Source organism: Aeromonas sp. QDB39 (genome assembly GCF_027707585.1).
Classification (GTDB): Bacteria; Pseudomonadota; Gammaproteobacteria; order Enterobacterales; family Aeromonadaceae; genus Aeromonas; species Aeromonas hydrophila.
Genome location: NZ_JAPCIV010000044.1, coordinates 1 through 13,994, shown reverse-complemented (window position 1 = coordinate 13,994; position 13,994 = coordinate 1). Strand labels below are relative to the sequence as shown.

The 13,994-nt window shown below is 56.8% G+C and carries 12 protein-coding genes; 10 read left to right on the top strand and 2 right to left on the bottom strand.

The genetic code is table 11. The annotated features are described in order from the left end of the window. The first annotated feature begins 12 nt into the window (after window positions 1-12). The 4 genes from PG899_RS20490 to PG899_RS20475 all read left to right on the top strand — a co-directional run bounded on the left by PG899_RS20490 (window position 13) and on the right by PG899_RS20475 (window position 5,116). Window positions 13-417, top strand: coding sequence for a hypothetical protein (locus PG899_RS20490; RefSeq protein WP_210538350.1), 405 nt, complete (start codon window positions 13-15; stop codon window positions 415-417). A gap of 27 nt (window positions 418-444) precedes the next feature. Next, complete coding sequence (locus PG899_RS20485) at window positions 445-2,394, top strand: hypothetical protein (protein ID WP_210538351.1); 1,950 nt, start codon at window positions 445-447, stop codon at window positions 2,392-2,394. Beyond that, window positions 2,391-2,615 (top strand): hypothetical protein, encoded by a 225-nt coding sequence (locus PG899_RS20480; RefSeq protein WP_109113040.1) that lies wholly within the window; start codon window positions 2,391-2,393, stop codon window positions 2,613-2,615. The genes PG899_RS20485 and PG899_RS20480 overlap by 4 nt, the downstream gene beginning before the upstream one ends. A 1,787-nt stretch (window positions 2,616-4,402) precedes the next feature. Beyond that, window positions 4,403-5,116 (top strand): hypothetical protein, encoded by a 714-nt coding sequence (locus PG899_RS20475; RefSeq protein WP_210538562.1) that lies wholly within the window; start codon window positions 4,403-4,405, stop codon window positions 5,114-5,116. A 124-nt stretch (window positions 5,117-5,240) separates the two neighbouring features. Here PG899_RS20475 and PG899_RS20470 read toward each other — a convergent pair whose 3' ends face one another. After that, complete coding sequence (locus PG899_RS20470; protein WP_210538563.1) at window positions 5,241-5,714, bottom strand: hypothetical protein; 474 nt, start codon at window positions 5,712-5,714, stop codon at window positions 5,241-5,243. Between the two features lie 300 nt (window positions 5,715-6,014). Between PG899_RS20470 and PG899_RS20465 the strand changes: the two genes are divergently transcribed. Beyond that, a complete protein-coding gene (locus PG899_RS20465; RefSeq protein WP_210538564.1) occupies window positions 6,015-7,130 on the top strand; it encodes a DNA-binding protein in 1,116 nt (371 codons plus the stop codon). Continuing rightward, window positions 7,127-8,245, top strand: coding sequence for a tyrosine-type recombinase/integrase (locus tag PG899_RS20460; RefSeq protein WP_210538565.1), 1,119 nt, complete (start codon window positions 7,127-7,129; stop codon window positions 8,243-8,245). Before PG899_RS20465 ends, PG899_RS20460 begins: the two co-directional genes overlap by 4 nt. A gap of 333 nt (window positions 8,246-8,578) precedes the next feature. Here the strand turns inward: PG899_RS20460 and PG899_RS20455 are convergent, their stop codons facing one another. Next, window positions 8,579-9,847, bottom strand: coding sequence for an IS4-like element ISAeme3 family transposase (locus PG899_RS20455; protein WP_041205731.1), 1,269 nt, complete (start codon window positions 9,845-9,847; stop codon window positions 8,579-8,581). A 412-nt stretch (window positions 9,848-10,259) separates the two neighbouring features. On the opposite strand from PG899_RS20455, the gene blaMOX reads away from it, so the two are divergent. From blaMOX to PG899_RS20435, 4 genes are all read left to right on the top strand, one after another. Continuing rightward, window positions 10,260-11,408 (top strand): CMY-1/MOX family class C beta-lactamase, encoded by a 1,149-nt coding sequence (gene blaMOX, locus PG899_RS20450; protein ID WP_236748032.1) that lies wholly within the window; start codon window positions 10,260-10,262, stop codon window positions 11,406-11,408. A gap of 244 nt (window positions 11,409-11,652) precedes the next feature. Beyond that, window positions 11,653-12,921 carry an IS4-like element ISAeme4 family transposase gene (locus tag PG899_RS20445; protein ID WP_041206016.1) on the top strand — a complete coding sequence of 423 codons (1,269 nt, stop codon included), beginning with the start codon at window positions 11,653-11,655 and terminating at the stop codon, window positions 12,919-12,921. Between the two features lie 10 nt (window positions 12,922-12,931). Further along, window positions 12,932-13,342, top strand: coding sequence for a hypothetical protein (locus PG899_RS20440; protein WP_270682541.1), 411 nt, complete (start codon window positions 12,932-12,934; stop codon window positions 13,340-13,342). Between the two features lie 117 nt (window positions 13,343-13,459). Next, window positions 13,460-13,834 (top strand): hypothetical protein, encoded by a 375-nt coding sequence (locus PG899_RS20435; RefSeq protein ID WP_210538249.1) that lies wholly within the window; start codon window positions 13,460-13,462, stop codon window positions 13,832-13,834. Window positions 13,835-13,994: the final 160 nt, after the last annotated feature.

Sequence of the window (13,994 nt, the reverse complement as noted above, 5' to 3'; positions counted from 1 at the left end):
CCAGGAGGTACTATGTTCACGTATGCAGATGCCCTGCGCACCAGCCGCGCCCAGCTGCTGGCCACCGCCATCGACGAGGGCAGCGCGGGGCCCGCGACCCTCAAGATCTACACCGGCACCCGCCCCGCCCCGGGGGCGGCCGTCACCAGCCAGGTGCTCTTGGTGACGCTGCAGTTCACTCACCCGTGCGCCCAGAGCGTGACGGGCGGGGTGCTGACGCTCAAGCCCCTGGCCGAGCAGATGGTCACCGCCAGCGGGGTCCAGGCCTGGGGGCGCATCGCCAACCGGGACGGGGGCTTTGTGGCGGATCTCGACGTGGGGCCACCGGAGAGCGGCGCCGACATCGAAATCCCCGCCAGTGAGCTGTTCACCGGCGCCATGGTGCGCATCAACGACGCCATCTTTACCGAACCCTAACCGCTCCCCGTGAGCCACGAGGTCAGCATGGCCAGAACCGACGCCCGGCTGGAGTTGCAGAAGGCCCGCAAGGCCAGCGCCGCCCTGGAGCTGAACCCGCTCATGGTGCAGCGCTATGCGGCCGTGCTGCGGGGCACCAGCCTGCCGCCCAGCCTGACCTGCTCCCCGGGCCTGGTGCTACCGAGCGCACTGCAGGGGACGGGGCCCGCGACCCAGGCCAGCCTGGCGGTGATACCGGTTTACCCGGCTGCCCTGCTGGCCACGGCGCCGCAGCCGGTGGTCGAGATCGGTGCCGCCGTGGTCATCGAGGCGACCCTGGCCAGCACGGCTCGCCCCCTGCTGCCTGCCATCGAGGCCGGCCACGACATCAATGTGTTCCGGGGGCCGAGCCACACCAGCACCGATCATTTCGAGCGGGCCGCGCTGGTGACCCGGGCAGTGCAAAGCGACTGGCAGCAGCCAGCCCTCGTTTCTTCCCCCTGTCAGAATCATTGGCAGGAGGCCAGCCCCCTGCAGAGCGAGTGGACCGGCCTGGCCGAACAGCTGCCCCGGGAGGATGGCACCGTGCTTGTGCCGTTCGATGAGGGGTTGGCCCTCGACGCAAGCAATGGCCATGGGTTCGACAGCCTGCCCCCCGGCCATGCCGTGACCCGTTCGCTCTGGGTCGAGGGGGCCCCGGTGGGGCGCTGGCAGGTGAGCGGGTTTCGCAACCCCCCGCGCCAGGACAAGGTGTGGCAAGCCGACCACTGGCAGGAGGCCACCCCGCTCGGTTTCACCCTGGGCGGCCAGCGCTGGCAGCTCGGCCTGCAGCTGCACAAGGGCTGGCTGTCGCGCTGGGAGGAGGCAATGCAGCCCCCCTGGGGCATGTCGCCACCGCCCAAGCCGACGACGCCACCGGTACGCCCGGACAAACGGACCAAGGTGCTGGCGTTCGGCCGGCCCCGGGGGGACGCCTCCCTGGAGTTCGTCTGGTTCGGACAGGCTCAGATTGTTATCCCAACCCGGAGGGTTTATCTGGTGAGCAACACAGCAAGCATTGTACGGGTGAGGGATGGGGTCGATATTCCAACCACCTCGCTGAGCATCGAACTCGACACCGACTCCTGGGCCTGGCAGTTCACGGCCCAGATCCCGCGCGTCGCGGCAGCGGCCATGACGGACGATGAAGAGGTCAGCATCCACGTCAACGGCCAGCAGTGGGACTGCGTATGCGATGGCTGGCAGTCGAGCGAGAGCTTTGCCCGGCAGTCGGCGACCCTGACCGGTCGCTCTCGCACCGCTTATCTGTCGCCGACCCACGTACTGGCGCAAGCGGTGAGCGAGAGCGCCTTGGCTACCATGGCCCAGCTGGCGGAGGCGTTGCTGCCGTTTGGCTGGACCCTGGATTGGCAGGCAGCGGACTGGCTGGTACCGGCAGGCTTTTTCAGCCTGGACAAGCAGACCCCGATCGAGGCGATCAAGTACCTGGCCGAGGCGGCAGGCGGGTTCGTGCTGCCGCACCAGCGCAACCGGCACCTGGTCATCAAGCCACGCTACCCGACCGTCCCCTGGCAGCTCGACGGGGCGCTGGCCGACATGGCCATTCCCCGCGCCATCATCACGACCCTGGGCAGTGACTCCCAGCCCGGGCAGGCGGCGAACGGGGTCTGGGTCAGTGGTGGTCATCAGGGCATCAGCGCCCGGGTGCTGCGCCAAGGCACGGCAGGGGAGAAACAGGCACCGACCATCACCCACCCGCTGGTGTGCGATGTGGTGGCGGCCCGTGCCCAGGGGGTGGTGGCCCTGGCCAAGACCATGCCGAAGCGCCTGCAGGCCATCGAGCTGCCGCTATCGAACGACACCGGACTCATCTTGCCGGGGGCGTTGCTCGCGGTGGATGGCTGGAAGGGTTTTAACCGGAGCGTGCGGGTCTCTGCAGAGCTGCAGGACAGGGCTATGAAGGTACGCCAACAACTGAGCGTGGAGCGATTTGTATGAACCTGTTCAAACAGTTCCTGGAGCTGGTACCCGGTGCCGACCCTTTGCTGGTTGGTACCGTGACCGCTGTCGGTGCCACGACGACGACGCTGCAAACGATGGGGGGCGGTGTGGTGGTGGTGCGAGGGGGAGGGGTGGCCATCGGCCAGAAGGCGTTCTACCAGAGTGGTGCTATCATAGGGCCCGCTCCTGATTTACCAACCTATGAAATCGAGGTTTAAACCCCTGTTAAGCGTTTTTCAAACTGGGTGATTTCTGATTCACCGAGTTTGATAAATGTGGCCTCTGCTCTGTTTATCGTTTTACCCAGTTGCGTTTTTCATTTTTCGCGGCGGGCTACAGCTCGGTGCTCAAGGTGGCCACTGCCGGCCGCTGGGTGGGTGATCCGGTGGGCCCCCGGCCGGCGCCGGGGAGCGGAGGGGCCTAGGTGGTGGTGGGGTTTTGTCGGTGTGCATGCTGAGTACGGGATCCCGGGTCGCCGCCGAGCTCGGCGCCCAGGCAGGTGAACCGGTGCTGCAGGTGGCCCCGGGCCGCCGACGAGCCCAGGGCTCAGGGTGGCCACTGCCGGCGGCCAGGCGGGTGAACCGGTGCTGCAGGTGGCCAATGCCGGTGGCCGTGCGGGTGATCCGGTGGGGAGGTGGCCCCCGGGCGGGGGGCGGGACCTGGTGCCCCGGGTCGTCGACGAACTCGGGGCCCAAGGTGGCCACTGCCGGCGGCCCGGCGGGTGAACCGGTTCTGCAGGTGGCTCCCGGCCCGCCGACGAGCCCAGGGCCCAGGGTGGCCACCGGTGGGTGGTCCGGTGCTGCGGGTTGCCCCCGGGCCGGCGCCGGGATCCGGTGCCCTGGGTCGTCGACGAACTCGGGGCCCAAGGTGGCCAGCGGCGGCGGGTGGGGGGGTGATCTGGTGCGCGGTGGGCCCCGGGCCGCCGCGGGCTCGGGGCCCAGGGTGGCCACTGTCGGCGGCTGTGCGGGTGATCCGGTGGGGAGGTGGCCCCCGGGCGGTGGTCGGGACCTGGTGCCCCGGGTCGCCGATGAGCTCGGTGCCCAAGGTGGCAACTGCCGGCGGCCCGGCGGGTGAACCGGTTCTGCAGGTGGCTCCCGGCCCGCCGACGAGCCCAGGGCTCAGGGTGGCCACTGCCGGCGGCCAGGCGGGTGAACCGGTGCTGCAGGTGGCCAATGCCGGTGGCCGTGCGGGTGATCCGGTGGGGAGGTGGCCCCCGGGCGGGGGTCGGGACCTGGTGCCCCGGGTCGCCGATGAGCTCGGTGCCCAAGGTGGCCACTGCCGGCGGCCCGGCGGGTGAACCGGTTCTGCAGGTGGCTCCCGGCCCGCCGACGAGCCCAGGGCCCAGGGTGGCCACCGGTGGGTGGTCCGGTGCTGCAGGTTGTCCCCGGGCCGTCTCCGGGATCCGGCGCCCTGGGTCGTCGACGAGCTCGGGGCCCAGGGTGGGAGCGGGGAAAGGGATCCGGTGCTGCGTCCGGCAAGGTGTATCTGGCGGGCAGCCGGCCACCGCTGGCTGGTATGTGTTGCAGGAGGGGCCTGTCCCGCCTGGCTGTCGGGACCTAGAGCACCCATCACTGTGGGTGGTGCCTGCTGATGGGGTGCGGATTCAAGGTCTCGGCCTTGGCTGTTGGGTGGCGTTGTTACCCCTTGAGGCCTGCGTCCGATCCTGTCTCAGCCGTTCCTTTGTGCGAAGCTCAATACCATTGGCGGGGGTAGGGGGGAGTTCTGGGAAAAATGAAGGGAAATGAAATGGGTTACGTATGAGAGGCGCTATAGGAGAGTTGGATTACCTTGCGCAACGCTGAACGAAGGAGGGGGTTTACCTTGCCAAATGAAATGAAGCGCGTAATAGTATGTTAACATTTTCATGTGGTCAGGCATTGTAATGTAGCCAAACCACACATTTGGTTAGTTGTAATTTGAGTCCCGAACTGCCATGCTGTGATTGCTGCTGTGAAAAACCATCACCTCAGCTGACTATTAATTTCGCTTACGGAGGTGTGTCACAATGCCTAAAGACAAGCGGAGAAAAAAACATAACAACATGAAACCAGACAAACTCACGGCGGCTCAATTGGCTCGCCAGGCAATTGCTGCTGATAGCATCAAGCTTACCCTAGATCCGGTATTCCCGGCTGATGGGGATACTACGAACGCACTTGTACTGCGCTTACCGCTTTCTATGCGCTTTGCAACCTACACCTACGATGTAGAGTTTTTACTTGGTTCATACCTTCTTGGTAAAGCATTGGATGTTTGGAAAAGCATTCCTCGTGATGCTATTGGTGAAGCTCCGAAAATGTTCATCCCAATTAGCATGCAAATATTGGCTGATTATCGTTTCGTTGAAACCGTGACAAAGCATGTCGCACTGCTAGCACACAATAAACATTTTATTTTAATGGGAACCCCAGATTCACTAGGCATGTTTCCCGAACGTTTAGATACCAAAGGGCTTGCCGAAATATATGATGCAGTCGGCATTCAAGTTGGTATCGGTGATATTCAATCCAATCATTTTTATCCATCCCTCCTGCAGGAAGGAATCAGTTCAGTTCTCCCATCACACCGATTCGCTGTCGCGAACTCTGCTAAATTGATATTGAGCGAGATGAAGAACGCTGCTAAAACGGTAGGGATCCGTTATTACGAGCCAACACCTCGTCCATGGGAGATGACACTTCCTGAAAGTGCAGCCGATTTCGGTGCCTTTTGCGCCTGAGAGTGCAGATCTACATCGTGAGAGATGACGATTCGAGGCGTTTTGGGAAATGGGTAGCTCAAGGCGCTAGATTTCAAAGAGAGTGGGCTTTTTTGACGATTCATCAATCGCATTCAAGTTCGTATTAAGCCACTTTCCTTTTGGAATGCCACTGACACGCCAACACGAAAAAGCCTCCCGCCAATACCCCGAGTGAAGTGACAGAAAATACATCGCTCCCAAATGCCGCCAACATAAGACAATTGTTGGTCATTGCCATTGCAATTCCGAACCCAATCGCTGCTCGGCGGCGAATAACCAACAGCGATGCCAGGCGGGCACGGGCACCTGTGTCGTATGGGTACTGGAATAATTGCCAACTTAAGCCCTGGTAGTTCGCTGATACCCCGCCATACAGGCACCCTAGTCCTATGGCCATGATCAGCGCTGTGAGTGCATAATAACCAGCTGCGAAATCTGCTCCAGACCCAAACCGCAGTGCGCAACCGGCCGCAACCGTGGACCCCAGAAAGGCCAGCGCGACAAATCGGTGGTCAACCCCCAAAAACAAGCTCCTCACACATCCTCCTTCTTCTTTGTTTTCCAGCTCATCAACCATATCGTGACTGGTAGCATATGGCCATGGATTCATTCACATCGCATGTAATGTCGCAATGTAGCAATGATTACAACGACAAGTGCAATCCTACCCCCAGCAGAAATCTAACGCAATAGAATATACATTTCATTGCGTTATGTATTTTTAGTGGGTTATCTTGACGGCTGGTATAGATTGTGAATCGGATTTTAGCGCCGCTTACCTCCATGCACGCTTCTGGTTGTTGTGTAATGTCGTATGTAGGGACATACTACACACTACAAAGTTAATATTTTTGAGCGATCATCATTGGGAGGGGATATGAAAACGAAGGTAGCCTTGCAGCGAGACGATATCTGGAATGCCATTGAGGAGGTTGCCTCTACTGGCCATGCGCCAACATACAAGCTCATTATTCAAAGGCTAGGCCGTGGCTCTAACTCCCAGGTCGGCCCGGTGTTGAGGGAATGGCAAAGCGCAAATCGCCCTGCCCCGAGCAGCACTAATGTGCCTTCGTCGGTATCGGCCGCCGGCATGGAACTCATCGAGCAGGTGTGGCGCATTGCGGCAGAATGCTCACAAATGGACCTACTTGCCGAGCGGCGTCGAATGGATGATCAGGCCAAGATGAATGAATCAGCAATCGAGGCAATCGAGGCAGAGAATGTTGTGTTGGTGGAACAACTCGAACGGCAGCAGGCACTTAATGACCAGATGAATGCGCAGGCTCAGGAGCTTCAAAATCGGCATGCCGAAGTTTCAGAAGCCCTAAGTTCTTCCAAGTTGGAAGTGGCTAGACTAACCTCTGCGCTCGAAATGGCATCAGATAATTTGCAGGACGCCAGGATTCTTGTCGATGACACTCAAGCAATAGCCCAGAATGAAAAAGAAAAATCGACAGCGTTTCAGCTCGAAGCCACCCGTTTACAATCAGCCCTCGATATGTCGACTGCGCAACGCGTTGAATTACAGAGTCAGCTTGCTGAATCCCATTCCACCGTAGGTCAACTTCAATCTGAAAATTCCTCGTCAAAGGCGGAATTGCTCCAGGCCAAAGATCAATTACTTGCCCAAGCAAGTCAGCTTGACGCCACACAAGAAGCATTGCGTTCATGCCAGCGGAATAGCATTGAGCTAGAGCATAAGGCTCTCATGTTTCAGAACCAATTGACCGACATGGATACAGTAAAGAACGAATGCGAAACCCTGCGTCAGCAGTTGCAAAATGCTGGGCTTGCAGAGCAACAGTTAGTTATGAAAGTACATAAACTTGAATATGATATTGTTCAGCTTTCAGAACAAATTCTTGCTGCCAACAACAATGCCACGGTCGCACAGGATGAACTAAAAGCGGCAAGAGTTGTAATTATTCAGCAGGAAGCAAAACTGCAGACTATGAACGAAATGCTACGCATGTTAGGGGGGAAGGTTAGTTGAATAAATTCAAGGGTGAATTAATTCCCGCGGACAGCAGGGAGTCTACCATGCAGAGGCAGTCAACAACTCTCGCTCGGTACGGTGATAACACACTTGCTGGCAGAATTGACCAATTTCCTGATTCACCATATACAGGATACCTCGCTACACTATCTTCTGGCAGCCGTTCGACGGCGAAATCAACATTAGGTAAAATAAGCCAGCTATTGTATAGCTCAGAACCTGAAGTTGCTCCGTGGCATCTTATGACGTCCAATCATTACCAGATAACAATGCGTTATCTCGAACAACAAGGGTTAGCCCCAAAGACGATACATCGACATATGAGCATGATTCGCTCAGTATTAAAAACTGCAAAATTGCTACGGATGATCCCGGATGAAAATCAAGGCGAATATGATGCTATCATGGCGTCAAAGAACATCAAGGGTTCGCAAGGGCGTGGCGAAATTCGCCCCCACAGGAGCTTAACTGACGAAGAAATATCGTGTTTATTCAGTATGTTGGGGGCAGATCAAAGCCCAAAAGGACTTCGTGATATGGCAATGCTGTCTGTTATGAGGGGGTGTGGATTACGGCGGATGGAAGTTGTTGGCCTACAGATTGAACATATTCGGTGGGCTGGTGCTATTGATGGGGAATTGCTGGTATACAAAGGTAAAGGGAATAAGCCAAGAACACTGCCCATGCCTAGAGGGCTGCGTGAAATATTTGGAAATTGGACAGAGGTCAGAGGTGATGACCTTGGGCCATTATTCTGCTCAATCAATAGAGGTGGTAAAGCGGTACGATATACAGAGAATGATGTAATTAGGAAGCGGATTCCGACTCACATGCTTGGGCAATTGAGACCTCTCGACCGTTCAAGCGTAAACCGTATGATGGAGCAAAGGCTGATCTTGGCTGGTATTGAGAGAGCCACGCCACATGACCTAAGGTATACCTTCGCACAAAAAAATCTAAAACGTAGTGACATTCAAACAGTGTCAGATTTGATGGGGCACTCAAACATATCAACCACCTCGATTTACACTGAAACGAGTAGGGATGAAATGCGAGCTGTTATTGCAGAGGAAGATGTATTTAGCCGCTATTCCGAGGGGGGGGATAATTAACCAAGAATTATAAACCGCCTCAATGTTCATGGCGCCAATGAGTGGTAATTGGCGCCAAGTAATAATCGGATCAAAACTGAGTTCTTTGGATGAGCGGCATTATGAGATTGCTTGCAAACCCCGGGGGGGCATTTTTCGCAATGGCATCAATGACCAGGGTAGACAACCAAAATGAATCACTTCCGTTGAGGGTTATCGAGCGGCGATGACCTGCAAAATGTATCACCAATTGTATCCCTGCCCCATTGTTTGAAAAGTCGTAACTATGGTTTTTCCCTTCTCCATGAAATGTGCCTGTGCAAGTCTTCTTAATGCCAGTTCATGTACAGGACCTTAAGCGTTGAGTCCCTTTAAAACTCCTTCCAAGGTCCTGTTCTGTATCGATTTTCTCTGCTTGGTTCGGCAAGCGTTCTTGGCCAAATAATCAGCTGCCCATTCCAGTCTTTCCCTTATTTCTGTCAGCGCTCTATGGGCCACTGCTTCCAATAGCGGCAACCACCATGTCGTACTGTTCTTTGACGCTTTCAACATCGATAGCTTCCCTGTCATCACACTCTGCGCGACCCGCCTTTTCATCACCAGCGACAGCAAACTCGTCCACACCAATCCCTCGGCGATGGCTTTCTCCCCCGTCACAAACCCCTTGAGCCGGTTGTGCGATTTCCACTCTTTAAATAACAACTCCACCTGCCAACGGCAGCGATACAGGCTCATCACCTGCTCTGCTGACCATGCCGCTCGCGGCAGGTTGGTCATCCACAAGCAGAACCGCTTTTCCTCGGCAAACCAGCGTCGGATCAAGCGGTACTCGACCTTGCCGGACTTCACCACCATATCCAGCACCTCAGCCCGACAGCGCCGCCGTCCTGCCTCTTTCAGTGACAGTCCCGCCAGTTTTGGCACTTCCCGTCCATCACCGCGCCAGGCCTGGATTATCTTGGGGTTCAGGCTTTGCGTTCCTCGCACCAGATAAAATCCGCCAGCGTCGTTCACCTGCTCAAACCAGGCCCTGTCAATGTAACCCGCGTCAGCCAGCAGCAGGCAGTTGGCCAGCTTGTGAGCCTCAGGGAGAAATTGCCGCTCCCCTGCGGTATCGGCAGACACACTCATGCACAGTGGGCTCTGCTCCGACAGAGACATGGTCATATGGCACTCGATAGCCGCCGGACTGATGGTCTTGAACCGGCCGGGAAAGTCAGCCGCCAGACGCCGGTGCACCGCGAAGGAGGTGCCATCGTGCAATAACACCTGCTTGAACGCGCCGAGGGAGGCCGCTTTGAGTTGATGGTCGATACGCAAGGCGATGGCCCGTTCGACCAGCGCTTTCATAAACAGGGCAAAGCTCTCTTTACGCAGCTGATTGTGAAACGGTTTGTAAGAAACCTGATGCTCTTTCGTCAGCTGCAAGGCATTGAAATGACGGTGTAAGCTGGCAATGTCATTGACCTGGTCGCCCCCCATGGCCCGCAACAGTGCAGGTACGAGCATGGCAGGGGTAATGGCGCGCTGACGCAGACAAAACTTGCAGAGCCGAGCAATGCGCTCGAGTGCGGCGGGAGCCAGGAGTTGCTCCAGATAGTGATTAGCATTAATAATGGTCATAGGCTTCGCGCGTGTTGATTTTGTTTGGCGATAAAATTAGATCACAAACGAAGCCTTTTTTATATCTATTTCAATTGGTTGGCGCTAAAGATCCTGTACATGAGGAGGCAATATCAATATGATGCACGGCGACAGCAGGGTGATGGTGGTGGTGTGTTTGGCGACAACCAGTTTACCAGCACCCTGTCTGTCAACTTCCACTTTCCCAGGATCCCGCGAAGAACCAGAAATAAGCCTGCGTTGCAAGGTGATTGAAGGGGAGCCATGGCTCCCCTTTTTCATGGGTAAAAAGAGGGGGCGGCTTCACACTGACTTCACAGAGCCTCATCGGCAGCACACCTCGCGGGACTATGCTGGGTTCATCACTCGCCGCCATGGCGATACCTTGCTAACGACAGTCAGGAGACATGCAATGCAACAACGACAATCCATCCTGTGGGGCGCTCTGGCCACCCTGATGTGGGCCGGTCTGGCTCATGCCGGTGACAAGGCGGCGACCGATCCCCTGCGCCCCGTGGTGGATGCCAGCATCCGGCCGCTGCTCAAGGAGCACAGGATCCCGGGCATGGCGGTGGCCGTGCTCAAGGATGGCAAGGCCCACTATTTCAACTACGGTGTGGCCGATCGGGAGCGCGCAGTCGGTGTCAGCGAGCAGACCCTGTTCGAGATAGGTTCCGTGAGCAAGACCCTGACCGCGACGCTGGGGGCCTACGCCGTGGTGCAGGGGGGCTTCGAGCTCGATGACAAGGCGAGTCTGTTCGCCCCCTGGCTCAAGGGATCCGCCTTTGACAACATCACCATGGGGGAGCTGGCTACCTACAGCGCGGGCGGCTTGCCGCTGCAATTCCCCGAGGAGGTGGATTCGCTCGAGAAGATGCAGGCCTACTACCGCCAGTGGACCCCAGCCTACTCGCCGGGTTCCCATCGCCAGTACGCCAACCCCAGCATCGGGCTCTTTGGCTATCTGGCGGCGAGCAGCATGAAGCAGCCGTTCGATCGCCTGATGGAGCAGACGATCCTGCCGGGGCTTGGCCTGTACCATACCTACCTCAATGTGCCCGAGCAGGCCATGGGGCACTACGCCTACGGCTACTCGAAGGAGGACAAGCCCATCCGCGTCACTCCCGGCATGCTGGCGGACGAGGCCTACGGCATCAAGACCAGCTCGGCGGATCTGCTGCGCTTTGTGAAGGCCAACATCAGCGGGGTGGATAATGCGGCCATGCAGCAGGCCATCGATCTGACTCACCAGGGCCAGTATGCGGTGGGGGAGATGACCCAGGGACTGGGCTGGGAGCGTTACCCCTATCCCGTCAGCGAGCAGACATTGCTGGCGGGCAATTCGGCCAAGGTGATCCTCGAAGCCAATCCGACGGCGGCGCCCCGGGAGTCGGGGAGCCAGATGCTCTTCAACAAGACCGGCTCGACCAGCGGCTTCGGCGCCTATGTGGCCTTCGTGCCGGCCAAAGGGATCGGCATCGTCATGCTGGCCAACCGCAACTATCCTATCCCGGCCAGGGTGAAAGCGGCCCACGCCATCCTGACGCAACTGGCCAGGTAATGGTGCGCCGTCGCTGAGCCTTGAGCGTACGTCGCATCGCGGCGTGCCCGTTACCTCGGACCCGACCCCTCAAGGGCGACCTGGCAGGGGGCGGGTCGATGAGCATGCCAGTCCGGGCCTCTCCTGCGGGAGATGTCCGGATTCATGTACAGGATCTTTAGCAGCAACCAATTGAAATAGATATAAAAATGGCTTCGATTGTGATCTGATTTTATCGCCAAACAAAACCGCCACGCACGAAGCCATGACCATTATCGATGCCAACCACTATCTTGAGCAACTTCTCTCTCCTGCCGAACTCGACCGCATTGCCCGTGACTGCCAATTTTGCTTGCGCAAACGAGCCATTACGCCTGCCATGCTGGTGACTGCACTCTTGCGGGCACTTGGCTGCGACCAGGTCGATGGTATCGCTGGATTGCACCATCATTTCAATGCCTTGCAACTGGTTGATGCCCATCAGGTTTCCTACAAGCCCTTTCACAACCAGTTGCGCAAAGCGTCGTTCGCCCTGTTCATGAAGGCGCTGGTTGAACGGGCTATCGCCTTGCGTATCGGCCAACAGATGAAGACTGCATCCCTTGGCGCATTCAAACAGGTGTTGTTGCAGGATGGTACTTCCTTTGCCGTCCACAAAAGCCTGGCCGAAGTGTTTCCGGGAAGGTTCAAGACCATTAGCCCGGCGGCAATCGAGTGTCATATGCTCATGTCTCTATTGGAGCAAAGTCCAGTTTGCATGCAGGTCTCTGCCGATACGGCGTCAGAGCGCCAGTTCCTGCCTGAGCCCGAGCGGCTCAATAACAGCCTGCTGTTGGCGGACGCGGGTTACATCGATATGGCCTACTTTGCGAAACTAAACGAGGCGGGCGGTTTCTATCTGGTCAGGGGTAGTAAGAGCCTGAACCCGAAGATTATCCGGGCATGGCGCGGTGACGAACGGGAAGTGCCGAAGCTGGCGGGCCTGTCACTCAAGGATGCTGGACGGCGGCACTGTCGGGCAGAGGTACTGGATATGGTGGTGAAATCGGGCAAGTTCGAGTATCGGCTGATCCGACGCTGGTTTGCCGAGGAGAAACGGTTCTGTATCTGGATGACCAATCTGCCACGAGAGGCATGGCCAGCAGAGCGGGTGATGAGCCTGTACCGCTGTCGTTGGCAGGTGGAGCTGCTGTTTAAGGAGTGGAAGTCGCACAACCGGCTCAAGGGCTTTGTGACAGGTCAGAAAGCCATTGCCGAGGGGCTGGTGTGGGCCAGCCTGTTGTCGCTGGTGATGAAAAGACGGGTAGCTCAGACGCTGATGGGGGACGGTTTATCCACACTGAAAGCGGCGAAAAATAGCGGAACCTGGTGGTTCCCGTTATTGGAAGCGGTGGCTCATCGGGTGTTGGTGGAAATAAGAGAGCGTCTGGAATGGGCTGCCGTTTACTTGGCGAAAAATGCCCGTCGAACCAAGCAGCGAAAATCGATACAGAACAGGACCTTAGAAGGAATTTCAAATGAAGTGTTTTCTTAAGGTCCTGTATATGAGCGAAACCTATGAAAACCTCGCTCTTCCAGAGCTTCTAAGGGTCGTTGAGAGTATCGCGTCGTTAATGCGGAACGCAGTAATCGAGGTCATTGCTCTCAGAGACGGAAAATTTCGGATACCGGCAGTCACTGCCGGCCGTATCTGTCACGTGCTGGAAATCAGCATGCCTGAAACCGTCGGAGATTATGACTGCGCATATGACGTCCCGGAGTGGGATTGGGTGCGTGAGCACGCCTCCTTCTCTCATAAGGGCAACCATCACCATGACAACCCAACTTATGAGTTTCTTTTTAATATGGCGAACTACGACGCCCTCGATGAAGGAGTAATCCCAGAACGATTGTGGCCGGTGTTCAGAGATGCCAGCAAAATCGGAGCAGGATATGTTCTTTTCCATAACGAATAGGTCGTCAGTCTGATTTTTTGGGCGGCTATACCTCTATTTCATCAACTAGGCCAACGGCCTTTCGCCTCAACATTCGTTTTGAAGGCTTAACCAGCCCTCTGGGCTTTTGGAATACAAATGCACAACTCATTGCAAGAAACAGCTACTAACACAATGGCTACCAAACCGATGTTCGATAGCACCATGGGTTACCTGCTTGTTAACACTTGGCAATTGCACTTACGCGACCTCTCAATCACGACAGGGGGGGCAAGCGATATAATGGATGCCTTGGTCACTGCCTGTGGCAAAACCTCAGCCTGGCTTGTTGAGCTAGTTGATTACACCCGTCTTGGATGCATCTTCGACTACGATCATGCGAATAACAATGATGGAGATTGCTTGGCTCAAGTTATTCTCGAGTCTGTACTGAATATAGAGTCAGATCAGAATCTGCGTAAGGCGGTACTGAACTGGCTCAGAGTAAAAGGTTTACCTCTCATTGAGGCCTGATCAACATTGGATGCAGTGATAGACTGATATCCAAGAGAGAGCCCCGCATTGCGGGGCTTTTTTATGTCGTGAGTAGGCAGTGATCATGTACAGGACCTTAAGCGGCGAGTCCATTTAAAACGCCTTCCAAGGTCCTGTTCTGTATCGACTTTCTCTGCTT